Source organism: Yersinia alsatica, assembly GCF_025133195.1.
In the GTDB taxonomy this organism is placed as follows: domain Bacteria; phylum Pseudomonadota; class Gammaproteobacteria; order Enterobacterales; family Enterobacteriaceae; genus Yersinia; species Yersinia alsatica.
The window spans coordinates 4,353,262-4,378,426 of the sequence record NZ_CP104006.1; the positions used below are offsets into that span (position 1 = coordinate 4,353,262).

Here is a 25,165-nt window from a genome sequence, read left to right on the forward strand (position 1 = left end):
CATTGTCATACTAACCATCTGGATTATTTGGCTAATTATTCGCCAGAAGCTTGGGCTTCAGGCTGACCATAAATCAGCATTGGCGCAGATTGACCAGCGATAACTGACTCATCCACAACCACTTTTTCCACACTGTCCATTGACGGTAAATCGTACATGGTATCCAGCAAAGCGCCTTCTACGATAGAGCGCAGGCCACGAGCACCTGTTTTGCGCGCCATTGCTTTTTTGGCAATGGCTGTCAACGCTTCATCGCGGAACTCAAGTTCAACGCCTTCAAGATTAAACAACGCCTGATATTGTTTAGTCAGGGCGTTCTTCGGCTCTTTCAGGATCTGAATCAGCGCGTCTTCGCTCAATTCACTCAAAGTAGCAACCACAGGCAGACGGCCGATAAATTCAGGGATTAAACCGAATTTAATCAAATCTTCCGGCTCAGCCTGGCGCAATAACTCGCCTTCTGTAGCCTTCTCTGACTTGCCTTTTACCTGGGCACCGAAGCCAATACCACTGCCGGTATTAATGCGCTGCTCAATAACTTTATCCAGCCCCGCAAAAGCACCACCACAGATAAACAGAATTTTAGAGGTATCAACCTGCAAAAATTCCTGCTGTGGATGCTTACGACCACCTTGAGGTGGAACAGCAGCAATAGTCCCTTCGATCAATTTCAACAAAGCCTGTTGCACACCTTCACCCGAAACATCGCGAGTGATAGATGGGTTATCAGACTTACGTGAAATCTTGTCAATTTCATCGATATAGACGATGCCACGTTGTGCTTTCTGAACATCGTAATCGCATTTCTGTAGCAGCTTCTGAATGATGTTTTCAACATCTTCGCCCACATAACCCGCTTCGGTCAGTGTGGTCGCATCAGCCATAGTAAATGGCACATCCAAGAAGCGAGCCAGAGTTTCTGCCAGCAGTGTTTTACCGCTGCCCGTTGGGCCGATCAGCAGAATATTACTTTTACCCAATTCGATACCATTGCTGGTGTCGCCATTGCGTAAACGTTTGTAATGGTTATATACCGCAACCGCTAATACTTTTTTCGCCGGTTCCTGTCCGATGACGTAATCATCAAGGTGACGACGAATTTCGTGTGGCGTAGGCAGCGAGCTACGCTCGCGATGCGGTGCGACTTCTTTGATCTCTTCGCGAATAATGTCATTACACAAATCGACACATTCATCGCAGATATACACTGACGGCCCGGCAATTAGCTTACGCACTTCATGCTGGCTTTTGCCGCAGAAAGAGCAATACAGCAGCTTTCCAGAACCGTCTTTGCGCTTATCTGTCATCAGTAAACCTCTTCTTTAATATCTGCCACATCTGAAACCTGCGGCAGGGAGACTATTCTCGCTACTTCTGTACGCCACGTTAGCCTTCAACGGACAGCCGACATCATGAGGGTTGCACAAACAATACGCAATTAGGCTTATTCAGCATCACGAATTGTTCTATTTACATTCACTATAGTATATCGGCTCACAGAAATAAGTCGTTAGTCACGACGGGTGAACACAGAATCAACTAAACCGTATTCTACAGCCTGTTCAGCAGACAGGAAACGGTCGCGCTCAGTGTCTCTCTCTATTTCTTCAAGAGATTTTCCCGTGTGATGCGCCATCAGTTCATTCATGCGCGATTTCACTTTTAAAATCTCTTTGGCATGAATTTCAATATCTGTGGCCTGGCCCTGGAAGCCGCCCAACGGTTGATGGATCATCACCCGTGAATTCGGCAGGCAGAAGCGTTTACCCTTAGCACCCGCAGTCAACAGGAATGCACCCATTGAACACGCCTGGCCCATACAAATAGTGCTGACATCAGGCTTAATAAATTGCATGGTGTCATAAATTGACATCCCGGCAGTAATCACCCCACCTGGTGAGTTGATATACAAAAAGATGTCTTTCTCTGGATTCTCTGCTTCCAGAAACAGCATTTGCGCGGTAATCAAGTTGGCCATATGGTCTTCAACTTGACCGGTCAGAAAAATAATGCGCTCTTTCAGCAGACGGGAGAAGATATCGTAAGAACGCTCTCCACGTGAAGTCTGCTCAACCACCATTGGCACCAGAGCCATGTTAGGTGCAAATTGATCTCGTTCGCCACTGTATGACATTACCGTCTCCTAATAGAATTTACTTTGGCGCCATTCATAACCGATTCTACTTGAGATAAGCAATGATGACTATGTTCATGCATCAAGGTCGCATGCAAACAGTCTGGGTATCCAGACACATTCGACGGTGGTAATCAGCCAGTGTTTCATCAACATCAGATATGAACGTCTATTAAGTTAATTGGGGGATTAATATTCTTTTTCAAGCCCCATACCCATTTTTTAGCCTAATAACCGCCCGCGATCCCTGCCGTAATCCCGACGCCCTATTGATTTTTTATCTGTTAAGTACTTCATTTCACTTTTCAAATATAGCGCAGATTACGACGAAACATGCCAGATTAATCATACTATTGAGGGATTATTGTTACTAAAAGAAAAAGCCCGCAGCCAAAGGCAACGGGCTTTTTCAATTTAATGCGCTAAAAAAACATTACGCAGTAGTGGTCTGATTCATCAGCTCACTAAAGGTAGTTGGTTTTTCAGTAACTTTGGCTTTAGCCAGCAGAGTTTCTACTGCTTGTTCTTCCAGAGCAACGTTACGCATATTGTTCATCAGCTCTTTGTTTTTGCTGTAGAACTCGATCACTTCTTGTGGATCTTCGTAAGCAGAAGCCATTTCTTCGATCAGTGCTTTAACACGATCTTCATCAGCTTTCAGCTCGTGCTGGCTGATAACTTCGCCCAGCAACAGACCAACAACAACGCGACGCTTAGCTTGTTCTTCGAACAGTTCACGTGGCAGTTCAGCAGCTTGTTTCTCGTTGCCGCCGAAACGCTGTGCAGCCTGACGGCGCAGAACGTCGATTTCACCTTCAACCAGTGCAGCTGGAACGTCGATTTCGTTAGCGCTGACCAGACCGTCGATTGCCTGAGTCTTCACACGGTTACGCACTGCGCCTTTCAGCTCACGTTCCATGTTTTTACGCACTTCAGCACGCAGACCCGCTAATGAACCATCAGCAACGCCGAAACGTTTGATGAACTCTTCAGTCAGTTCTGGCAGCTCACGCACTTCAACTTTCTTCAACACGATGTCGAATTTCGCTGATTTACCTTTCAGGTTTTCGGCGTGGTAATCTTCTGGGAAGTTTACGTCGATGGTGAATTCTTCACCGGCTTTGTGGCCGATTACACCTTCTTCGAAGCCCGGGATCATACGACCCTGGCCCATTGCCAGCACGAAATCAGACGCTTTGCCACCTTCAAACACTTCACCATCGATAGAGCCGGTGAAATCCAGAGTTGCACGATCTTCAGCAGTTGCTGCAGCGTCAGTTTCTTTCCAGGTTGCTTGTTGCTTACGCAGAGTTTCCAGCATGGTATCAACGTCAGCGTCATTAACTTCAACAACTGGCTTCTCTACTTCAATGCTTTCCAGATCTTTCAGCTCAACTTCCGGATACACTTCGAACTCAACGGAATAAGTAAAATCTTCACCCTGCTTGTACTCGCCCGGTACATAGTTAGGCGCGCCAGCTGGGTTGATTTTTTCTTTAATGATCGCATCAACGAAATTACGTTGCATCAGATCACCCAGTACGTCCTGGCGAACAGAAGCACCGTAACGCTGTTCAACGATGTTCATCGGCACATGGCCTTTACGGAAACCGTCGATACGAACATTTTTAGCGGCTTTAACTAATTCGCTTTTTACTGCTTTCTCAATGCTGTCAGCAGCAACAGTAATTGTTACACGGCGGCCAAGGCCTTGAGTGGTTTCAACAGAAACTTGCATCTTGTTACCTCAAAAAAATCACAGTGCTCGGTCAACTCCAGAAGCTGCAAACGAAGCAGCACCATTACCCTTTCAGGAATGATGCGAACTCTGAAAACACCCTCTAAGAACCGGGACGGCCGCATTAAACAGAACCGAGTATCCCAGATGTCAGAAGCGTCCCGAAACCATTCCGGAAAAATAAGACGCGACATTATAGCGGCGCACAGGTTATGAGTCGAGGAAAGCAAGCGAATGTTGTCGCGGTAAAATTCACGCGTGAATCGTTCCCTCGGCTAAAACTCCTGTGGCGCACGGTTCAAACTAACACGTCGCCTATACAGAAACAGAAGCGGCCCTATAGGCCGCTCGCAAAATTCTCACCTACTAATACCCTAAATCAGACCAGAATTACTACTGTTATCCGGTTTGTATTTGATTACGCTCGCAGATTAAGCCAATGTCCCGGCGCCACGACATGACGGTGAGTCAGGAACCGTATCTTGTAATCCAGCCCACTCTTTCTGAGTGTAAGTATGTAAGGCCAGCGCATGAACCGTGCTTGCCAGCTCATCAGCCAACACACTATAAATGGCCCGATGACGGCTCAGAAAGCGCTGGTCTTGAAATTTATCGCTGACGATCACAATTTTAAAATGACTCTCAGAACCAGCAGGAACATTGTGGCGGTAACTTTCATTGATTACCTCCAGATGATCCGGTTCGAAGGCCATTTTTAGTTTTTCTTCAATTTGTTCTCGAATCAAAATCATCATGCTCTCCTTACTGCTGAGGCAGAAAACTGCCTACTCTCTATTGCAATATTAGTTGATTTTGGCTGTTTTATAACATTTCAGATACAAAATATCCTGAATATCTCAACTCGAGCAGTTTAGGTTAACGGACTTATCTGATAGTCAGCAAAAAGGCAACTTGTAAGGTCTTAACATTAAATGAAGGGGTACTTGGCGGAAAATCATATTTTTTGGTGAATTTCTCTCCATCAGGATCTTCCACCAGCCACTCGCAGTGCTATGATGTCGCAACTGCAAACTCGCAAAATAACATGGCTGCTATCCCGCTCTGATTATTAAAAAATTCCATAACTATTGAGAAAGTGAACATGCTAAAGAAAATTCTTTTCCCGCTGTTGGCTGTTTTTATATTGGCGGGTTGTGCTGCCAGTAACAACACCTTGAATGTCACCCCGAAAGTGGTATTACCGCCACAAGATCCAACATTAATGGGGATTACAATCAGCATTAATGGGGCCGACCAACGTCAAGATTCGGCACTGGCTAAAGTCAATCGTGATGGTCAACTGGTGGTGTTAACCCCATCCCGTGATCTGCGTTTCCTGCTACAAGAAGTGCTTGAAAAACAAATGACTGCTCGTGGTTATATGATTGGCACTAATGCACCAGTTGACCTGCAAATCGTGGTAAATCAGCTGTATGCCGATGTTCAGGAAGGCAATCTGCGTTATAACATCACCACCAAAGCCGATATCTCTATTACTGCTACCGCGAAAAACGGCAATAAGCAGGTGAAGAATTACCGTGCCAGCTATAACGTTCAGGGTGCATTTACTGCAACCAACGAAAAAATCACTAATGCCGTCAATACCGTGTTAAGCGATGTTATTGCGGATATGGCGCAAGACACCAGCGTCAGTAGCTTTATCAAGCAAAATGCGCGCTAATCTGCTATTTGCTTAACATCATTATTACTGCTTAACAGAATGCTCTGCCCCGCACATGGGGTGGAGCATGTAGGTCTCACATGTCCAATCGCTATTCGAACCTTTTTACCCAGCGCAACTCTCTAGTTCTTCTTTTGTTGGGATTTGCTTCCGGTCTCCCTTTAGCTCTTACCGGCGGGACGCTGCAAGCTTGGATGACGGTTGAAAACGTCGATCTAAAAACTATTGGTATTTTCTCTTTGGTCGGTCAGGCCTACGTCTTCAAGTTCCTCTGGTCCCCGTTGATGGACCGCTATACGCCCTCATTTCTTGGCCGTCGACGCGGTTGGTTGTTAATCAGCCAATTGCTGTTAATTGTCGCCATCATCGCCATGGGCTTTATGGAACCGGCTAAACATTTATGGTGGTTAGCCGCTATCGCCGTGCTAGTTGCATTCTGTTCTGCATCGCAAGATATTGTTTTTGATGCTTATAAAACCGATTTACTCAGCGCTGAAGAGCGCGGCACCGGTGCGGCAGTTTCTGTATTAGGCTATCGCTTGGCAATGTTGGTGTCCGGTGGTCTGGCCCTGTGGATAGCCGACCGTTATCTCGGCTGGCAATCGACCTACTGGCTGATGGCCGGGCTCATGTTAATTGGGGTGTTTGCTACCCTATTTGCTCCTGAGCCTGTGATTCGAATTGCCCCCCCCAAAACCTTAGAACAGGCGATCGTCGAGCCCTTACGTGATTTCTTTGGCCGTAACAATGCGTGGCTGATTTTGCTGCTTATCGTGCTGTACAAAATGGGGGATGCCTTTGCAGCTAGTCTGAGTACCACATTCCTGATCCGTGGGATAGGTTTCGATGCTGGTGAAGTCGGTCTGGTCAATAAAACATTAGGATTGATTGCCACTATTATTGGTGCGCTCTATGGCGGCCTGTTGATGCAGCGCTTGAGCTTATTCCGGGCATTGATGATTTTCGGGATTCTACAAGCCGTTTCCAATATCGGCTATTGGCTGTTATCTATCACCGACAAGAATATATTCTCCATGGGCAGCGCCATCTTCCTGGAGAACTTGTGCGGCGGGATGGGGACTGCGGCCTTCGTCGCCCTACTGATGACGCTCTGTAATAAATCGTTCTCTGCCACACAATTTGCTTTGTTATCAGCATTATCGGCAGTAGGTCGAGTTTATGTCGGCCCAATTGCCGGCTGGTTTGTTGAAACTCATGGCTGGCCTCTGTTCTATTTATTCTCTATTGCTGCGGCGATTCCGGGGTTAATTCTGCTTTATATCTGCCGCCAGACACTGGAACACACCCAAAAAACAGATGAGTTCATGCCTCGTACTGCATTTAAAACAGCTTATCGTTGGGCGCTACGCTTTTTGACAATTGGCTGCATTTTATTAGCCGCCTGGCTGATTTTACTGATATGCAACGCGCTGGATTGGACCGCTGCCCCACAATTGGCCGATATATTACTGCTGCGAGGCATTCAGCTCAGTGTGGTCGGTATGGTTCTGGGTGGCGTATTGGATTATCTCGCGCTCAGACGAGAGAAATTAGCTTAATAAACTCCCGTCATTAACTAAAGCCGGTACTTGTGCCGGCTTTTTTGCATTTGTCAGTTAGGAAAATAACTTCAGCCCATCCAATCTTTGACGCTCCCTTAGTACATTAATTGAACCATGTCACAAATTTAAGCAACACTTGCAAAATATTATTCACAAAACGAGATCTACATCACTTTGAGCTATTTATCCTTTCGTGCTCTGGGACTATGATGTGCGCACTTTTTGTTAAGGACTGTGTCCTTTTGTTTCTCCTGACATCTTTCAACTACACAGAGGCATTTATGCGTAAAATTCTTATCGGCGCAGCCGCGCTGACTGCGGTCACGATGGCTCCCGCTGCACAAGCTGAATACCAGTGGGGATTTGCTAATATCAGCATGAACTACCTTGACTGGAGTCGCAGTACTACGCATAAATCAGGCAACTCTTCACACAAAGATGACTTTGCCTATATTGAATTGGAAGGTGGTGCAGGTTATAGCTGGGGCGAGGTCTACGGCTTCTTTGATTTAGAAAACCCGTTCAATTCAAAAACGGCACAGCCCGGTGACAACCAGCGCTATACCTTCAAAACAACCGGCCGTTATTACTTAGGCGATTCCGGTTTCAACCTTTATGGCCATCTTTATGGCACTTACTCGTTGCCAAGTGCTGAAGGTAACAATTACAGCAACTTCCACGAAGTGAACACTCTGTATGGTATCGGCTATAACGCCACGGTAGCAGGCGTGTGGATGAAGCCTTTCGTCGCGCTGCACTATGTTGATCAAACCTATTATTCGGGCAACAACGGCTATGTCGTGGGCTGGGTCGCAGGTTATGACTTTACCGCATTCGATGAGAATTTCAGCATCACTAACTGGAATGAACTGGAGTTTAACCGGGCAGAACGTTATGCCGCAGGTAATGGTGGCCGTAACGGGGTGAATGGTGCCATTGCACTTTGGTGGACACCAATTAAACAATTCACCACCGGTATTCAGTACCGTTATGCTTATAACAAATTGGGTGAAGATTTCTTACAAGACGCTATCGTTTACTCTATTAAATATAATTTCTAGCTAAATGATTCAGGGGTGACTATTTATAGCGCCCCTGAATATATTTTAATTTACCTTGGCATCACATATTATTTACATAAAATAAGCCTAAGTATTAATTTAAAATCAGTATTTCCCGTGAATAAAACACTAATTACCGTTGTTTTTCCTTAACATCCGCTGTTTTCCCGCTAGGTGCTATCGCCAACATATTGTTGCTATTAGTAAATTGTCACGCATGGCAACATCTGTGACCCCCTTAACATAAAGTGTCAACAAGCCGCTGACACAATCTTAAGCATGTTTACAGTCCTGCAACCTTCCCGTAAAATGCCCGCACACATGAAACGACAATAGAGCCCTTTTGTAATTGAGGTCGTTAGATGAGACTTAAGAAATACATTAAAAATATGGGTATGCTGTCTTTATTAGCAGCCACAGTAATGCTTAGTGGTTGCGATATGGTATTGATGAATCCCAAAGGCGCAATCGGAGTCGAACAAAAAACACTGATACTTACAGCTATCGGTTTAATGTTGATCGTCGTTATTCCGGTTATTTTTATGGCGTTTGCTTTTGCATGGAAGTTCCGCGCGTCCAACAAAAGTGCGACCTACACCCCAAACTGGTCCCATTCCAACAAAATTGAGCTTGTTGTTTGGGCTGTTCCAATCATTATCATTGCTATTTTGGCAACGATAACCTGGAAAACCTCCCACGAACTTGACCCGTTCAAACCGATTGAAGTGGCTGGCAAAGAACCGATCACCATTGAAGTGGTCTCCCTTGACTGGAAATGGCTATTTATCTATCCAGAACAAGGTATTGCTACAGTAAATGAACTGGCTTTCCCTACTGATGTTCCGGTGAACTTCAAAATCACCTCCAACTCAGTAATGAACTCGTTCTTTATTCCTCAGTTAGGCGGGCAGATTTATGCGATGGCCGGGATGCAAACCAAACTGCATCTGATCGCCAACGAAGCCGGTAAATACAATGGTATTTCCAGCAGCTTCAGTGGCAAAGGCTTCTCTGGTATGAAATTCACTGCAATCGCAACACCAACGCAGGAAGACTTCAACCAGTGGGTCGCACAGGTGAAAAAATCGCCGAACACCCTGAATACCACTGACGATTTCAATAAACTGGCTGAGCCGAGTGAAAATAACCCGGTTGAGTATTTCTCCAGTGTTAAACCGGAGCTGTTTAAAGGAATCATTGGCAAATTTATGGGCGATATGAACATGCACAAGAAAGGCGATGATACCCATAAAGGTATGGATATGAGCCAGGGCATGGATATGGGCGAACACGCCGCTCACGCCGGAGCCGAGGAATAAAACGATGTTGGGAAAATTAACACTTGATGCGGTTCCGCTACACGAACCAATCATTATGGTTACCGTTGCTGCAATTGTTCTGGGTGGGCTGGCAGTTGTCGCTGCCCTGACCTATTTCGGCAAATGGAAATGGCTATGGAGCGAATGGCTGACTTCGGTTGACCATAAAAAAATCGGTATCATGTACATTCTGGTCGCCATGGTCATGCTGCTGCGTGGCTTTGCCGACGCCATCATGATGCGTAGCCAGCAAGCACTTGCTTCTGCTGGTGAGGCCGGATTCCTCCCGCCTCATCACTATGATCAGATTTTCACCGCGCACGGCGTTATCATGATTTTCTTCATGGCGATGCCTTTTGTGGTGGGCTTGATGAACGTGGTTGTACCGCTACAAATCGGTGCTCGCGACGTTGCCTTCCCGTTCCTGAACTCACTGAGCTTCTGGTTCTTTGTCGTCGGGGTGGTGTTAATCAACATCTCTCTGGGAGTCGGTGAATTCGCGCAAACCGGTTGGTTGGCATATCCGCCACTATCAGGTAAAGAGTACAACCCAGGTGTCGGGGTCGATTACTGGATCTGGAGTCTACAGATTTCTGGTTTGGGGACCTTGCTGACCGGTGTTAACTTCTTCGCGACTATCTTGAAAATGCGTGCGCCTGGCATGTCGATGATGAAGATGCCTGTCTTCACCTGGGCTGCACTGTGTACCAACATTTTGATTATCGTTTCATTCCCGATCCTGACTGTGACCGTCGCGTTACTGACACTGGACCGCTACCTTGGCACCCATTTCTTTACCAATGATATGGGTGGCAACATGATGATGTACATCAACCTGATTTGGGCCTGGGGCCATCCGGAAGTGTACATTTTGGTTCTGCCAGTATTCGGGGTGTTCTCCGAAGTTACTGCGACCTTCTCAAGAAAACGTCTGTTTGGTTACACCTCTTTAGTCTGGGCAACCATCGCGATTACCGTACTGTCGTTTATTGTTTGGCTACACCACTTCTTCACCATGGGGTCCGGTGCCAACGTTAACGCCTTCTTCGGTATAGCCACGATGATCATTTCCATCCCAACTGGGGTGAAAATCTTCAACTGGTTGTTCACGATGTACCAAGGCCGTATTCAGTTTAACTCCGCAATGTTGTGGACCGTTGGCTTCATCATCACCTTCTCTATCGGTGGGATGACCGGTGTTCTACTTGCCGTTCCGGGTGCAAACTTTGTACTGCATAACAGCCTGTTCCTGATTGCGCACTTCCATAACGTGATTATCGGTGGTGTGGTATTTGGTTGCTTCGCTGGCCTGACTTACTGGTGGCCTAAGTCCTTCGGCTTTACGCTGAATGAGAAATGGGGCATCCGTGCTTTCTGGTTCTGGATAATTGGCTTCTTCGTTGCCTTTATGCCGCTGTATGTGCTGGGCTTTATGGGCATGACCCGTCGTCTGAGCCAAGACATCAACCCAGAATTCCACCCGATGTTGATGGTGGCAGCAGGCGGTGCAGCACTGATTGCTTGCGGTATCTTGTGTCAGGTTATCCAGGTGTTCGTCAGTATTCGTGACCGCGAGCAAAACCGCGATCTGACTGGTGACCCGTGGGGTGGCCGTACGCTGGAGTGGTCTACCTCTTCCCCACCGCCGTTCTATAACTTCGCTGTCGTGCCTGAAGTTGTTGACCGTGACGAGTTCTGGGATATGAAAGAGAAAGGCGAAGCGTACAAACGCCCAGCGAAATACGAAGAAATCCACATGCCGAAGAATACTGGTGCAGGTGTGATTATTGCTGGCTTCAGCTTGATCTTCGGCTTTGCCATGATCTGGTATATCTGGTGGCTGGCCATTATTGGCTTCGCTGGCATGATTGTGACCTGGATTGTGAAAAGCTTCGACGAGGATGTTGATTACTATGTGCCGGTTGCAGAAGTTGAGCGCATTGAAAATCTTCATCATGAACAAATCAGCAAAGCAGGCGTGAATCATGTCAACTGAAACTCTGACTAACCACAACGTCGCCCATGCAGAGCACGGGCATCACGATGCAGGAGCAACGAAAGTATTCGGCTTCTGGATCTACCTGATGAGCGACTGTATTTTGTTTGCGACTTTGTTCGCAACTTATGCAGTGCTGGTAAACGGGACCGCTGGCGGTCCTTCCGGCAGGGATATCTTCGACTTGAACTTTGTTCTGGTCGAAACCTTCCTGTTACTGTTCAGTAGTATTACTTACGGCATCGCTATGCTGGGCATGAATAAAGGCCATAAAAACCAGGTAAACACCTGGTTAGGTCTGACTTTCCTGTTCGGTCTGGGCTTTGTGGCAATGGAAATCTATGAATTCCATCACCTGATTGTTGAAGGCTACGGCCCGGATCGCAGTGCGTTCCTGTCTAGCTTCTTCGCACTGGTTGCCACCCACGGTATTCACGTTACTGCTGGCCTGGTTTGGATCATCATTATGATGATTCAAGTAGCAAAACGCGGCCTGAATGAGATGAACCGTACCCGTCTGATGTGCCTGAGCTTGTTCTGGCACTTCCTGGACGTGGTCTGGATCTGCGTATTCACCGTTGTCTATCTGTTAGGAGCCATGTAATGAGTCATCCAACAACTACTCACGGTGGAGCCAGCCACGGTAGCTTGAAGTCATATCTTATTGGCTTCATTCTGTCGGTCATTCTGACAGTTATTCCATTTGCTATGGTGATGAGCGGTACCGCCTCCCATACGACTATTCTGGCCACAGTGGTCGGTTTAGCCGTAGTGCAGATTATTGTGCACTTGGTGTACTTCCTGCATATGAATGGATCGTCCGAAGAACGTTGGAATCTGGTGGCGTTCCTGTTCACCGCTATGATTATCGCAATCGTTGTTGTGGGCTCACTCTGGATTATGTACAACCTCAACATCAATATGATGGTTGACTGAAGAGCTGCATGTGATGATTAAGCAATACCTGCAAGTAACTAAACCAGGAATTATTTTCGGCAATTTAATTTCTGTCGTTGGGGGATTTCTCCTCGCTTCCAAAGGCGTGATTGATTACCCCCTTTTTCTCGCCACCCTGTTCGGTGTCTCGTTAGTTGTTGCCTCCGGGTGTGTATTTAACAACTATATCGACCGTGATATCGACCGTATCATGGAGAGAACGAAGAATCGTGTCCTGGTAAAAGGGCTTATCGATCCGAAAGTGAGCCTGATTTATGCATCAGTACTGGGTATTGCTGGCATGCTGTTGCTCTACGTCGCCGCCAATCTATTAGCAATGATGCTGGCCGTCATTGGTTTCGTTATCTATGTTGGGGTTTATAGCCTCTACATGAAGCGCAAATCAGTCTACGGCACGTTGATTGGCAGCTTGTCAGGTGCCGCACCACCAGTGATTGGTTACTGTGCGGTTACCGGGCAGTTCGATATGGGTGCCTTGATTCTGCTGCTTATCTTCAGCTTGTGGCAAATGCCGCACTCTTATGCCATCGCGATTTTCCGTTTTAAGGATTATCAAGCTGCCAACATCCCGGTTCTGCCGGTGATAAAAGGAATATCGGTCACCAAAAACCATATTACCCTTTATATTTTGGCATTTATGGTCGCGACCTTGATGCTAACCTTAAGTGGCTATGCCGGTTATAAATACCTGGTTGTCGCTGCGGCGGTGAGTGTCTGGTGGCTGGGAATGGCATTGCGCGGTTACAAGGCAACCAATGACATCGTGTGGGCGAGAAAACTCTTTGTCTTCTCTATCATTGCCATTACGTCATTGAGCGTCATGATGTCGGTTGATTTCAATGTCCCTTCCTCGGCGGGATTACTGACTTACGTCGGGTAATTTCAGCCCTATTGATGTAAAAATGGCTGTTTCTGACAGCCATTTTTTATTTCTGCACTACCCTGCTGTTATCTTAAAACTCACCTGTAATACATTCTAAACATCAATAGATTTACCGGTAGGCATTAACATCATTACAATAGTGCAATTGGTTTTTCTGAGGTGGTAATGAACGACAATAAAATGACCCCGCTAGAGCTTCGGGCTACTTGGGGGCTGGGTACGGTATTCTCTTTGCGCATGCTTGGCATGTTCATGGTTTTGCCGGTTCTCACCACTTATGGTATGGCACTTTCTGGAGCCAGTGAGGCGTTGATTGGCCTAGCTATTGGTATCTACGGTCTGGCTCAGGCCATTTTCCAAATCCCTTTTGGGCTGGTTTCCGATCGCATTGGCCGCAAACCTCTGATCGTCGGTGGCTTATTAGTCTTCGCATTGGGTAGCGTGATTGCTGCACTGAGTGATTCTATCTGGGGCATCATTCTAGGTCGCGCATTGCAAGGCTCTGGCGCAATTGCCGCCGCAGTCATGGCACTATTGTCTGACCTGACACGCGAACAAAACCGCACCAAAGCGATGGCATTTATTGGCGTCAGTTTTGGTATCACCTTTGCTATCGCGATGGTTATTGGGCCAATAGTCACCCATGCCTTTGGTCTGCAAGCCCTGTTCTGGGGAATAGCCATACTGGCACTATTAGGTATTGTCATCACTCTAGCAGTGGTGCCCGATGCCGACAGGCATGTACTTAACCGCGAATCCAGTATCGTCAAAGGCAGTGTGAGCAAGGTTCTCAACAACAGCCGGCTGCTTAAACTCAACTTTGGCATCATGTGCCTACATATCTTGTTGATGTCGAGCTTTGTTGCTTTACCGCAAATTATGGCCAGTGCTGGATTGGCCCCTGCCCAGCATTGGATTGTCTATTTGGTGACTATGCTGGTCTCGTTCGCCGCCGTAGTGCCGTTCATTATCTATGCTGAAGTCAAACGCCGCATGAAGCAGGTTTTCATGGGGTGTGTCGCGGTACTGTTTGCCGCCGAAGTGGTGCTGTGGTCTGCCGGGCACCAGTTGTGGGTCATTATTGCCGGTGTGCAGCTGTTCTTTATCGCCTTCAATGTCATGGAAGCTATCTTGCCTTCATTAATCAGCAAAGAATCTCCGGCAGGTTATAAAGGTACGGCAATGGGGATCTACTCCACCAGCCAGTTTATTGGCGTGGCTATCGGCGGGAGTTTAGGCGGTTGGATATTTGGTATGGCAGGGGCAAGCACGGTGTTTGCCGCCGGAGCGGTTATCGCGCTGGTGTGGTTTGCCGTCAGTGCCACAATGCAGGAGCCCCCTTATGTCAGTAGCCTGCGAATTACTTTGTCAGAATTGGCAGTAAAAGACTCAGCATTAGAAGAGCGGATTAAAGCCCAACCGGGAGTAACCGAGGCGGTAGTTGTGACTGCGGAACGCAGCGCTTACGTGAAAGTTGATACGAAAAAGACCAATCGTAGTCAGTTGGAGCAGTTGGTTAATGCAACCTAGCTAGCCAGTAAACAGCCCACCAGATAATAAAATGAGGAACAAAAACCGCGCGTCGGTCAGAGTTCCTCTTTGTCCGCGGATTTAGTCGCGGAAATTATTGAACTGGAATGGCTGGCCCAGATCAGCACCGCGAACCAATGCCATCACACTCTGCAAATCATCACGAGCTTTGCCGGTCACGCGCACTTGTTCGCCCTGAATTTGCGCCTGGACTTTCAGTTTGCTGTCTTTAATTAGCTTAACCAGCTTTTTGGCCTGCACACTTTCAATGCCTTGTTTCAGCTTGGCTTCTACACTGTAGGTTTTGCCGCTGCGATCCATTTCTTCCGGGATCTCCAGTGCTGCACCTTCAATGCCACGCTTAGTCAGTTGAGCACGCAAAATATCCAGCAATTGCTCAACCTGAAAATCAGATTCACTGGCAACTTTGATACTTTCGTTCTTCTCATTTAATTCAAAACTCGCTGGAACATTACGAAAATCCCAACGGTTCGCCAGATCACGGGTGGCGTTTTCAACGGCATTACGCACTTCCTGCATATCAATTTCAGATACGATGTCGAAAGATGGCATATTCCCTCCTCCTGATAAGATGAATGGCGAGCATAATAACTGCTTTATCCCCCACAGACAAAGCCAAGCTGCTGACAATGGCTCAACTAAGCTGCGGTTCTTCACTAACCGAGCTGGTAGCTAACTCTGCTTTTAATGACCAAAAAGTCTATAATCAAAGCATAACACCTAGAAAGAAGTCGTGTATTACTGCTCACACCAAGGAGGTCTCAATGAAAATTACTGTGCTTGGTTGCGGAGCTCTCGGGCAATTATGGCTATCCGCGTTATACCAGCAAGGCCATGATGTACAAGGCTGGCTTCGTGTGCCACAGCCCTTTTGTTCAGTCAATGTCATTACGTTAAACGGCGAGGCTTTCAATCAGAACCTCCCGACGAACGATCCAGAGCATTTGTCGAAAAGTGAATTACTGTTGGTTTGCTTAAAAGCATGGCAAGTTTCCAGTGCGGTTAGTGCTTTGCTCCCTAAACTTAACCCTGAATGTCAGATTTTACTGCTACATAACGGAATGGGAACACAGGAGGAATTGCCTCGAGATGAGCATGTTTTCTTGCATGGCGTCACCACTCATGCCGCTCGTCGCGACGGTAACACGATTGTCCATGTTGCCAGCGGTATAACACATATCGGCCCGACCTCGCCCACCATCATGGATATCAGTCATCTGGCCGATGTATTGCATCAGGCACTACCCGATGTTGCCTGGCATAATGATATTTCAGCCGCTTGTTGGCAAAAATTGGCGGTAAACTGCGTAATTAACCCACTTACGGGGCTATATAACTGTCGGAATGGTGATTTGCAGCGCTACCCAGAGTTGATTACCAGTTTGTGTGCTGAAGTCGCCAGTGTGATGGAGATGGAGGGTTACCATACTTCAACTGAGAGCCTACTCAGCTATGTTAATGATGTTATTCAGAATACAGCAGATAATATCTCGTCTCTATTGCAGGATTTACGTTGCCAGCGGCACACGGAAATAGACTACATCACCGGTTATTTACTGCGGCGCGCACGCAGTCACGGCATGACATTACCGGAGAATTCCCGGCTGTATGATTTAATTAAGCGTAAGGAAAATGAGTATGAGCGTATCGGCGCTGGTTTGCCTGGCTCCTGGTAGCGAAGAAACAGAAGCGGTTACCACTATTGATATTCTGGTACGCGCGGGTATTCAGGTCACAACCGCCAGTGTCGCCAGCGACGGCGCATTAGAAATCGTCTGTTCACGCGGTGTGCGGTTATTGGCTGATGCTCGGCTAGTTGATGTCGCAGATGAAAAATTTGATGTGGTGGTACTGCCCGGCGGCGTTAAAGGGGCAGAATGCTTTCGTGACAGCCCACTATTAGTCGCGACTGTGCAGCAAACACATAATGAAGGCCGTCTGGTCGCGGCAATCTGTGCCGCCCCCGCCTTAGTGCTTGAACACCACAATCTGTTCCCGGTGGGGAATATGACAGGTTTTCCGGGGCTGAAAGATAAAATCGCTGCCACTAAGTGGATGGATCAGCGCGTTGTTTATGACCGACGGGTGAATCTGGTGACCAGCCAAGGGCCGGGAACCTCCATTGATTTCGCCCTGAAGATTGTTTTCTTGCTACTTGGGCGCGAGAAAGCGGAAGAAATTGCCTGGCAGTTAGTATTACCGCCGGGAATTTATAACTACCGCGAATAGCTAATCAAATAAACCGCCCATGTTATCTGACTAAAAATGAGCGGTTTTTTATCTCTAATACATCAAGCTAATGCTTCTTTGCCTATTTGAGCCTGCTGACTTTTACGATCACGTTCCAGCTCCAACACCCCACGGTGTGACAGGTAACAGAAAATAATGCAGCAGACAATCCCACCCATCAGTAAATAGAAACCGCCGTGCCAGCCCACTCTGTCAACCATGATACCAAACAGACTGGTGCCTAACGATGCCCCCAAAATATAGCTCATGAAACCGCGCAAACCGACAGCGGACCCCACAGCAAAGCTTGGAACAATCTCCATGGTTTGCACTGAAGCCAGGAATTGCGGTACGTAGATTAAACAACCCACGATAGCGGCAAAGAAAGTGACCATCAGCAACGAATCGCACTGCCAATAACCAATCAAGCAGATAAATATCATTGCCATACAGATCATCGCCAGAGGCATACGGCGTCCACGGAAGAACTTATCGGATAACCAGCCAGCTAATAGTGTTGAAGGAATTGCCGCCCACTCAAAGAATAAGAAAGCGACGCTCATCTCTCCTTTGGTGAAATGCTTTTCTGTCAGTAAATAAATAGGCAGCCAGCTAATCATGCCGAAGCGCACCATATAGACGAAGACATCAACAAATGAGACATACCAGGCATGCTTATTTTTCAACACGTAAGTACAGAAAATCTGAAATGCTGACATATTCTCTGGTGCTTGTTGCCCAGCTTTTACCGGCTCCACAACCAAGTCTTCAGGCATGATTTCTTGTAGCGGAGGTAAGCCCTCACTTACCGGCGAGCCTTTACCCAGCAGTAAAACCAGTGAACCTAGCACAACCGCAACACCGGCCGGCACAATGTAGCTGGCGGTTTGCCAATGTTCAGCACCTAAAATAGCAAACGCCCCGCCGACGATAGGCGCGACAATACCGCCCCCGACGTTATGTGAAATATTCCAGATAGCCCCGACCCGACCACGTTCGCGGCGCGGGAACCAATTGGCGATGGTAATAAAAGATGGCCCTACCCCCATGCCCTGGAAAAAGCCGTTAAAAATGACCAAGACCGCGAATAACCAAAATGCCCCGCTAAACCCCAGCCCGACGTTAACTAATGCACAAAGTAATAACCCGACCGCCATATACACTTTGGGATTGGCTTTATCCGCCAAACTACTCATGATGCCTTTGCTGATGCCATAAGCAATTAACATACAACTACTCAGCAAACCTATTTCTGTTGCACTGAGATGTAATTGCTCTTTTAAATAAGGTGTTGAGAGTGTGAAGTTATTTCTCACAATATAGTAGGAAAGATAACCAATAAATATACTGAACAGCGCCTGAACCCGATAGCGATTATATGTAGCAATAACTTTATCATCGGGGACTTTATGCGTTGCGACTTTAGGCTTCATAAATGAGAGCATAGTTCACCTTACCGATTTATTATTAAATTAACTTTTAGAAAAATAGAAACCCTGGCATTGAGGCCAATAATTATTTTTGTGGCAATATCACCATCGAAATAAACAGACAGCAGCACAGACATAAACCAGTTGATATTACTGGGTCTACTGCGTCATTATGTTGCCAGACCAGCATGCAGTGATGCCTTGATGGATGCAACAGTGCTAATATGTTTCAATATCGACACAATGGGCGGGAAATTATGAGTCAAAATTAACTCATTTATCATTATTGTTATTTTATTGGTCCGAAAAAGATAAAAATGGGACAAACGAGAACAATATCCCCTGAGAAGATATAACGTTTATTTATTGTTTTTTTGATATTAGTCACACATTGCCAGAGGAAATAAAATATATGCGAGCATTAACTACATTGCTGCTGAGTATAATTTTCACTGCCAGTTTTACGTGTGTCAGTATGGCGAATGAACTGGTTATTGCGACGACATTCTCCCCTGAAGCCACTGCGCATATTATTTCTCAGTGGCAAAAACAGCCGCAATCTATTGCCGTGCGCACTCTTAATCGGACCAGTTCTTCACTTGAACGGCTACTCGATACCCCAATGGGAGAAAGTATTGATTTAATACTGACATCGTCACCGATGTTGATGCAGCACTTGCAAGATCACCAACAATTAAACCCTCTACCACCACTGCCACGGCAAAATCAGCAACAGTTAGTTCCTGAATCTATCCGCAACTCTACTGTTGCGGTAGCAATTTCGGGCTACGGTATTTTGGCAAACAGTGCGCGATTAAAAGAGAAACATTTACCCACGCCTACGACATGGGAAGGGCTGAAAGATGCCCGCTATCAGGGAATGATTTTGATGAGCAGCCCCTCTCGTTCGGATACTAATCATCTGATGATAGAAACCTTATTTCAGGAGCGCGGCTGGGAGCAAGGTTGGGCAACTTTGTTGGAGGTTTCGGGGAATTTGGCGACGATTTCATCGCGCAGTTTTGGCGTCTCGAATAAAATTAAAACCGGATTAGGTGTCGCTGGGCCAATTATCGATAACTATGCCACCTTGCTGTTAAAAGACCCGCAACTCACTTTCAGTTATTTTCCACAAAGTGGCGCTTCCCCGACTTTTATCGCAATAACTAAAAATAGTGCGCATCAGAGTGATGCCACCCGCTTTATCCATTTCTTGCTCAGTGACATTGGGCAGCAAGCGCTGTCCGACACCGCAACGGGTAAATATCCGGTCACTCCGTTGCCAGAAAATGACCCTCGCGCCAAACAACAGCAACGTTTATTGCAACAAACGCCGCTAGACTACCGGCAAATTTTGTTGCGTCAGCCGTTGGTGCAACAGCTATTCGATACCGCCATCAGCTTCCGGTTACATCAATTGCAGGATGCCTGGAAAGCACTACACAGTGCAGAAGCTCGCCTAAAGCGGCCACTGCCTGAAATCCGCGCCTTGCTAACAGCTATTCCCGTTTCGGCGCGCCAGGCCACTGATCCTCGCTATCTTTCACTGTTTAACCAACCTAAAAATGCTGATAACTCACAGGAAACCGAGCTAATGGCGTGGCAGCAGTTCTTTCAGCAGCAACAATTTTTGGCAATCCAACAATTGGAGTCGCTTAAATGAACCTGTTGTGGCAGCGCATCACCATCAGTTCTATCCTGCGCTGGGCATTTGCCTTTGGTGCCGTCTTAACCCTATTTGTCAGTGCCGTCAGCCTCTATTCATGGAATGAACAACGCCAACAAATCCGTTATGCACTGAATGAATACTTCCCTAAAATTCAGGCATCGTTTCAGTTAGAAGAAAATCTTAATGCGCTTATTCAGGAACTAAATGAATTCCAACATGCGCCCAACACCAGTGCCCGCATTCAGATGCGTGACCAAATTGCACATCGTTTGGATACGATTGAGCAAGCCAGTCACCGCCTGACGCCGGAGAATCAACAACAGCTGGCCATTACTCTCCGTCACAGCCGCGAATTGCTTTCGCAGTTGGACAGCGCCCTGTACAGCAATTTTCTGGCAAAAGAAAAAGTGACCGAGATAGCCGCACGGATTAACTGGCTACATGATGATTTTAATAATGAGCTGACGTCGCTTTCGCAAGATATCAGTTGGCAGCAAGGTTCATTAATTGATCAACTCACACAGAAAACCAGCTCGACGAAAAGCCAACAACTGCAAACAACGCTGCGGAACGTGCAGGATGAGCTGCAATTGGTCTACGCACTGGCACATATCGAAACACAGATCGTCGATGATCTGCGCGAGCAACTGAACAATACAAATATTGATAGCCTGAATAACCACGTTCGTTACCTCAGCTATCTCAAGCAAACCGCTGAATCAAATATGCAGTCGCTGGCCAAACACCCCAGTACCATTACCTTGCGCCAGACTATTGATGAACTGCTCAGCCTCGGTATCGCTGATAAGAAAATGCCGGCTATTTTGCAAGAGCGCGCGGCTGCACTGGCGCTACTGGAGCAAACCATCGACGCCAAGGAGCAGACACTCAGCCGGTTTCGTACCCAAATAGAAAACCAGCTCGGTAGCAGCCATCAAGAATTACAAACATTTAATCAACGGCTCGGACATATCATGAGCATCAGTGGCCTGTTGATTGCTATTGCCACCCTGCTGGCACTGCTGTTTGCCTTTATTCTTAATCATTTCTATATTCGCTCCCGCTTAATCAAGCGCTTCACACTACTGAATCAATCCGTCGCCCGCCTGGGATGTGGAGAATTAGACACGACTATCCCGGTCTACGGCGGTGATGAGCTTGGGCGAATTGCCGGTTTACTGCGGCGGACTATCGGCCAGATAAATCAGCAAAAAAATCAGTTAAAACAAGAAATCAGCGAACGAATGGTCATTGAGAATAATTTGCGCACGGCTCAGGATGAGCTGATACAGGCGGCAAAACTGGCCGTGGTTGGGCAAACCATGACCACTCTGGCCCATGAAATCAATCAGCCACTCAATGCGTTATCACTTTATATTTTCAGTAGTGAACGCGCGCTACAAAGCGATGATAAGCAGACGCTACAGAGTAATTTAGCCAAGATGCAGGGGCTTAATCTGCGGATCGTCAATATCATCAAACAATTACGTCAATTCTCACGGCGTAGCGATGCAGACCAAAAATTACAACCGATCGACCTTAACCGCAGCCTGAATGATGCGTGGGATTTACTCGCCTTACGTCATCAGCCACTCAATGCGCGCCTTATCGCCCCGGAGAGTATTCCCCTGGTCTATGGCGATGAAGTTCGCATTCAACAGGTACTGGTGAACCTACTGACCAATGCGTTAGAAGCCAGCCCGCAAGCTGCCCCAGTCATTACCGTCTGCTTGGATGAACAGCCGGATTACCTGTTATTGATACTCAGTGATAATGGTCAGGGTTGGCCCCTCGCATTGGCTAATCGCTTGCTACAACCTTTTACCACCAGCAAGGAAGTGGGTCTGGGGATTGGATTATCCATTAGCCAGTCAATTATGGAACAGTGCAGTGGAGAGCTGCGGCTGGCCTCGACATTGGATCGCCATGCCATGGTGATCCTGCAATTCAGGAGCCTTGACCATGTCAAATGACAAACCCTCGCCATTAACTCATGAGCATCAGATTCTACTGATCGATGATGACGCGGATGTGCTGGAGGCTTATCACCACATGCTGACGCAAGAGGGATACCAAGTTTATCCCTGTAGCTCACCCACCGCCGCAGCAGAGATGGTGCCGCCAGACTGGCGCGGCATGGTGATCAGTGATGTTTGTATGCCTGGATTATCAGGAATGGCACTGCTGGAAATCTTACTGCAACAAGATCGCCACCTGCCCATCTTGCTGATAACCGGTCATGGCGATGTTCCTATGGCGGTCGAAGCGGTTAAAAAAGGGGCATATGATTTTTTAGAAAAACCGGTTAATCCAGAAAAACTACTGTTCACGGTGAATCAAGCACTTGCTGACCGCCATGCGCTGATTACCCGGCGCTGCTGGCAGCGTGAGCAGCTAAGTGAGCACTTACTGGGTAACAGTGGTTGGGTGAAGCAATTGCGTGAACGATTACAGATGCTGGCCGATGTGGATGTGCCGGTGTTCTTCTATGGTGAACTGGGAACCGGGCGCACACTGGCCGCACGTTATCTGCATCAATTGAGCCGCCGTAGAGATAAGCCGTTACTGATAGCAGACCCTGCCAGTGAAGCGGGTGTACAACTGGAGAGTTGGATAGCACAGGCATCAGGCGGCACTTTAGTGATTAAAAACATCGAGTTACTGAACCAGCAACAGCAACGTTCATTGGCTCAGCAGCAAAGTCCAGACGATTGTTGTTTCCGCCTGATTGCCTTGAGCCATACCCCAGCAACCCAGCTAGCCACACAGCAACAATTGGTACCGGAGCTCTATTATCGTTTCTCACTGAGCCATATTGAGTGCCTGCCGCTGTCCCGACGCCCAGGTGATATTGAAGTGCTCTTCCGCCATTATCTGGAAAATGCTTGCACCCGACTAAGCCGCCAACGCCCTCAGCTCACCGACGCTTTCGTGAAGAGCTTATGCCGTCGTCCTTGGCCGGGCAATATCCGCGAATTACTTAATGCAGCTGAATTATTTGCCGTCGGCGTTATGCCACTGGCGGATACCGCGGGAGAACTGGCTAATGATACCGACTGCACCCCTCTGGATGAGCGAATTGAACAGTATGAGTGTCGGATTATTAATGAGGCGCTAAATATTCATCAAGGGCGGATTAACGATGTCGCGGAGTATTTGCAGGTGCCACGTAAGAAACTCTATTTGCGGATGAAAAAATATGGCATCGATAAAAAAGATTACCGTTATTAGGATTAGGGCTTGAAGGCGGGACAGTATCGATTCACTTTATCCCTAGCGTTCCCCTAAGAGGCGTAGCGAGCGAAGTCAGTCTGGGTACGCCCAACGGAATGTACATGACAGCCGCGAGCACTGCGCAATCCCTGAATGGCAAAGCGCAGTAGCCGTCAACAACTCAAAAACTAAGGGCGATAGACTTTCACGTTAGAATACCCTTGCTCGCGCAGATACAGTGCCTGCAAACGGCTCATCACCCCGCGATCGCAATACAGCAGGTAAGTCTTGCTCTGATCCAAATCGGCAAATTGCGTGCTCAGTTTATAGAAAGGCAAAGGGCGAACTTCAACACGGTCTAATTTCAGCGGCTTTTCATCTTGTTCATCGGGTGCACGGATATCCAGTAGCACATCGGTATCTGCCAACTCTGCAACCGTTTCAACTTCAATGACTTGCTCGCGGCTTTGCTCAGCGATTTCACGAATATCGACGTTTTTAGCTTCACTGACCACGCGGTCCAGAATAGAGAAATCAAAATGAGATTCCTCTTCTTCAATTTTGGCCTTAACCGCCTTCACCGTCGGGCTTTTTGAGATCACGCCACAATATTCTGGCATGGTTTTCGCAAAATCTTCGGTACCAATTTCCCGCGCCAAATTAATAATGTGTTCTTTATCATGCGAAATAAGTGGGCGCAGAATCAGGGTGTCAGAAGCATTATCAATTAAGCGCAAATTAGTCAGTGTCTGACTGGAAACCTGCCCCAGAGCTTCACCAGTAACCAAAGCCTGCACACCATAGCGCTCAGCAACCTGAGACGCTGCACGCACCATCATGCGTTTCAAGACCACGCCCATCTGGCCGTCTTCGACTTTCTCAAGGATCTCGCCAACCACTGGCTCAAAATCAATGGCAACAAAACGCACTCGATGGGAGCTACCAAAACGATTCCACAGATAATGCGCCACTTGCTTCACGCCAATTTCATGGGCGGAGCCACCAAGATTGAAGAAGCAATAGTGCACGCGGCAACCACGACGCATCAGCATATAGCTGGAGACACCGGAGTCAAAACCACCGGAAATCAGAGATAAAACATCTTCTTGCGTGCCGATCGGGAAGCCACCTAACCCTTCATGGCGAGCTTTGATCAGTGTCAGTTTATCTTGATCAATTTCCAGATGAACGGTCACTTGTGGGTGGTTCAGTTTAACTTTGGCACTTTCAATATGTTGATTCAGGCCGCCACCGACATATCGCTCAACATCGCCAGAAGAAAACTCATGTTTACCACGGCGTTTCACACGCACACAGAAAGTTTTCCCGACCAGTGTTTCACGGTAAGCTTCCAGCGTTTGCTCAAAAATATTGTGCATATCGGTGTAGCTGCGATCTTCCACTTCGAGAATATGGTGAATCCCCGGCACGCGGGTCAGCGCATCACAAATCTGTGGGCCAAGATTGTCATCTTTGGTGCGGATTTCAATATGATCCCAATGACGGACCACCGCAAGGGTGTCATCCTCAAGGTTTTTCAGTACGTTGCGAATGTTGGTTGTGAGGATCTTAATGAAGCGCAATCGCACAGATTGACTCTTGATGGTGATTTCTGGGAACAATTTAATGATAAACTTCATGGCGGTCTTTAGTTGTCTGGTTATGGAGTGATGGCGTCGCTATCGATTAGCAACAGTCAAAGGTGTTAGCGAAAACATGCAAGCCGTGGAGTATATCACTAT

21 protein-coding genes are annotated in these 25,165 nt (G+C 47.3%); 14 read left to right on the forward strand and 7 right to left on the reverse strand.

Annotation, left to right across the window (positions count from 1 at the left end; all coding sequences use genetic code 11):
* Positions 1 to 35: 35 nt before the first annotated feature.
* The 4 genes from clpX to bolA all read right to left on the reverse strand — a co-directional run bounded on the left by clpX (position 36) and on the right by bolA (position 4,624).
* Positions 36 to 1,307 carry an ATP-dependent protease ATP-binding subunit ClpX gene (gene clpX, locus N0H69_RS19720; protein ID WP_050108955.1) on the reverse strand — a complete coding sequence of 424 codons (1,272 nt, stop codon included), beginning with the start codon at positions 1,305 to 1,307 and terminating at the stop codon, positions 36 to 38.
* 203 nt (positions 1,308 to 1,510) lie between these two features.
* The gene (clpP, locus tag N0H69_RS19725) at positions 1,511 to 2,134 is read right to left on the reverse strand and encodes an ATP-dependent Clp endopeptidase proteolytic subunit ClpP (RefSeq protein ID WP_004714577.1); all 624 of its coding nucleotides are present in this window, start codon (positions 2,132 to 2,134) and stop codon (positions 1,511 to 1,513) included.
* Between the two features lie 433 nt (positions 2,135 to 2,567).
* On the reverse strand, positions 2,568 to 3,872 hold the full coding sequence (tig, locus tag N0H69_RS19730; protein ID WP_050108958.1) for a trigger factor: 1,305 nt from the start codon (positions 3,870 to 3,872) through the stop codon (positions 2,568 to 2,570).
* Between the two features lie 431 nt (positions 3,873 to 4,303).
* Positions 4,304 to 4,624 (reverse strand): transcriptional regulator BolA, encoded by a 321-nt coding sequence (bolA, locus tag N0H69_RS19735; RefSeq protein WP_072077564.1) that lies wholly within the window; start codon positions 4,622 to 4,624, stop codon positions 4,304 to 4,306.
* 350 nt (positions 4,625 to 4,974) lie between these two features.
* On the opposite strand from bolA, the gene N0H69_RS19740 reads away from it, so the two are divergent.
* From N0H69_RS19740 to N0H69_RS19780, 9 genes are all read left to right on the forward strand, one after another.
* Positions 4,975 to 5,553 carry a lipoprotein gene (locus N0H69_RS19740; protein WP_032910677.1) on the forward strand — a complete coding sequence of 193 codons (579 nt, stop codon included), beginning with the start codon at positions 4,975 to 4,977 and terminating at the stop codon, positions 5,551 to 5,553.
* 80 nt (positions 5,554 to 5,633) lie between these two features.
* Positions 5,634 to 7,112, forward strand: coding sequence for a muropeptide MFS transporter AmpG (gene ampG, locus N0H69_RS19745; protein ID WP_050108959.1), 1,479 nt, complete (start codon positions 5,634 to 5,636; stop codon positions 7,110 to 7,112).
* Positions 7,113 to 7,396: 284 nt separating this feature from the next.
* On the forward strand, positions 7,397 to 8,176 hold the full coding sequence (locus tag N0H69_RS19750) for a nucleoside-specific channel-forming Tsx family protein (RefSeq protein WP_050108960.1): 780 nt from the start codon (positions 7,397 to 7,399) through the stop codon (positions 8,174 to 8,176).
* Positions 8,177 to 8,538: 362 nt separating this feature from the next.
* Positions 8,539 to 9,495 (forward strand): cytochrome o ubiquinol oxidase subunit II, encoded by a 957-nt coding sequence (gene cyoA, locus N0H69_RS19755; protein ID WP_050151565.1) that lies wholly within the window; start codon positions 8,539 to 8,541, stop codon positions 9,493 to 9,495.
* Between the two features lie 4 nt (positions 9,496 to 9,499).
* Positions 9,500 to 11,491: a cytochrome o ubiquinol oxidase subunit I gene (gene cyoB, locus N0H69_RS19760; protein WP_050108962.1), complete on the forward strand. Its 1,992-nt coding sequence runs from the start codon at positions 9,500 to 9,502 to the stop codon at positions 11,489 to 11,491.
* Positions 11,481 to 12,095 (forward strand): cytochrome o ubiquinol oxidase subunit III, encoded by a 615-nt coding sequence (locus tag N0H69_RS19765; protein ID WP_050108963.1) that lies wholly within the window; start codon positions 11,481 to 11,483, stop codon positions 12,093 to 12,095. The genes cyoB and N0H69_RS19765 overlap by 11 nt, the downstream gene beginning before the upstream one ends.
* Entirely contained in the window at positions 12,095 to 12,427 is a 333-nt protein-coding gene (locus N0H69_RS19770; protein ID WP_025377412.1) for a cytochrome o ubiquinol oxidase subunit IV, read from the forward strand. The genes N0H69_RS19765 and N0H69_RS19770 overlap by 1 nt, the downstream gene beginning before the upstream one ends.
* 13 nt (positions 12,428 to 12,440) lie before the next feature.
* Positions 12,441 to 13,328, forward strand: a complete 888-nt coding sequence (gene cyoE, locus N0H69_RS19775; protein WP_050109007.1) for a heme o synthase — start codon at positions 12,441 to 12,443, stop codon at positions 13,326 to 13,328.
* A gap of 168 nt (positions 13,329 to 13,496) precedes the next feature.
* Positions 13,497 to 14,861, forward strand: coding sequence for an MFS transporter (locus N0H69_RS19780; protein ID WP_050151566.1), 1,365 nt, complete (start codon positions 13,497 to 13,499; stop codon positions 14,859 to 14,861).
* Between the two features lie 81 nt (positions 14,862 to 14,942).
* On the opposite strand, the gene N0H69_RS19785 is transcribed toward N0H69_RS19780, so the two are convergent.
* Positions 14,943 to 15,434, reverse strand: a complete 492-nt coding sequence (locus tag N0H69_RS19785) for a YajQ family cyclic di-GMP-binding protein (RefSeq protein ID WP_050108965.1) — start codon at positions 15,432 to 15,434, stop codon at positions 14,943 to 14,945.
* Positions 15,435 to 15,646: 212 nt separating this feature from the next.
* On the opposite strand from N0H69_RS19785, the gene panE reads away from it, so the two are divergent.
* The gene (panE, locus tag N0H69_RS19790; protein WP_050108966.1) at positions 15,647 to 16,558 is read left to right on the forward strand and encodes a 2-dehydropantoate 2-reductase; all 912 of its coding nucleotides are present in this window, start codon (positions 15,647 to 15,649) and stop codon (positions 16,556 to 16,558) included.
* Positions 16,521 to 17,111: a protein deglycase YajL gene (gene yajL / locus N0H69_RS19795; protein ID WP_050108967.1), complete on the forward strand. Its 591-nt coding sequence runs from the start codon at positions 16,521 to 16,523 to the stop codon at positions 17,109 to 17,111. The genes panE and yajL overlap by 38 nt, the downstream gene beginning before the upstream one ends.
* Positions 17,112 to 17,173: 62 nt before the next feature.
* On the opposite strand, the gene pgtP is transcribed toward yajL, so the two are convergent.
* Positions 17,174 to 18,556 carry a phosphoglycerate transporter PgtP gene (gene pgtP, locus N0H69_RS19800; RefSeq protein WP_050108968.1) on the reverse strand — a complete coding sequence of 461 codons (1,383 nt, stop codon included), beginning with the start codon at positions 18,554 to 18,556 and terminating at the stop codon, positions 17,174 to 17,176.
* A gap of 397 nt (positions 18,557 to 18,953) precedes the next feature.
* Here pgtP and N0H69_RS19805 point away from each other — a divergent pair, with 397 nt between their 5' ends.
* From N0H69_RS19805 to pgtA, 3 genes are read left to right on the forward strand one after another with little or no spacing between them, the layout of a single operon-like run.
* The gene (locus N0H69_RS19805) at positions 18,954 to 20,204 is read left to right on the forward strand and encodes an ABC transporter substrate-binding protein (protein WP_080994249.1); all 1,251 of its coding nucleotides are present in this window, start codon (positions 18,954 to 18,956) and stop codon (positions 20,202 to 20,204) included.
* Positions 20,201 to 22,183, forward strand: coding sequence for a two-component system sensor histidine kinase PgtB (pgtB, locus tag N0H69_RS19810; protein WP_050151567.1), 1,983 nt, complete (start codon positions 20,201 to 20,203; stop codon positions 22,181 to 22,183). Before N0H69_RS19805 ends, pgtB begins: the two co-directional genes overlap by 4 nt.
* Positions 22,173 to 23,441, forward strand: a complete 1,269-nt coding sequence (gene pgtA, locus N0H69_RS19815) for a two-component system response regulator PgtA (protein WP_050144905.1) — start codon at positions 22,173 to 22,175, stop codon at positions 23,439 to 23,441. The genes pgtB and pgtA overlap by 11 nt, the downstream gene beginning before the upstream one ends.
* 170 nt (positions 23,442 to 23,611) lie before the next feature.
* On the opposite strand, the gene thiI is transcribed toward pgtA, so the two are convergent.
* Positions 23,612 to 25,063: a tRNA uracil 4-sulfurtransferase ThiI gene (thiI, locus tag N0H69_RS19820; RefSeq protein WP_050108971.1), complete on the reverse strand. Its 1,452-nt coding sequence runs from the start codon at positions 25,061 to 25,063 to the stop codon at positions 23,612 to 23,614.
* Positions 25,064 to 25,165: the final 102 nt, after the last annotated feature.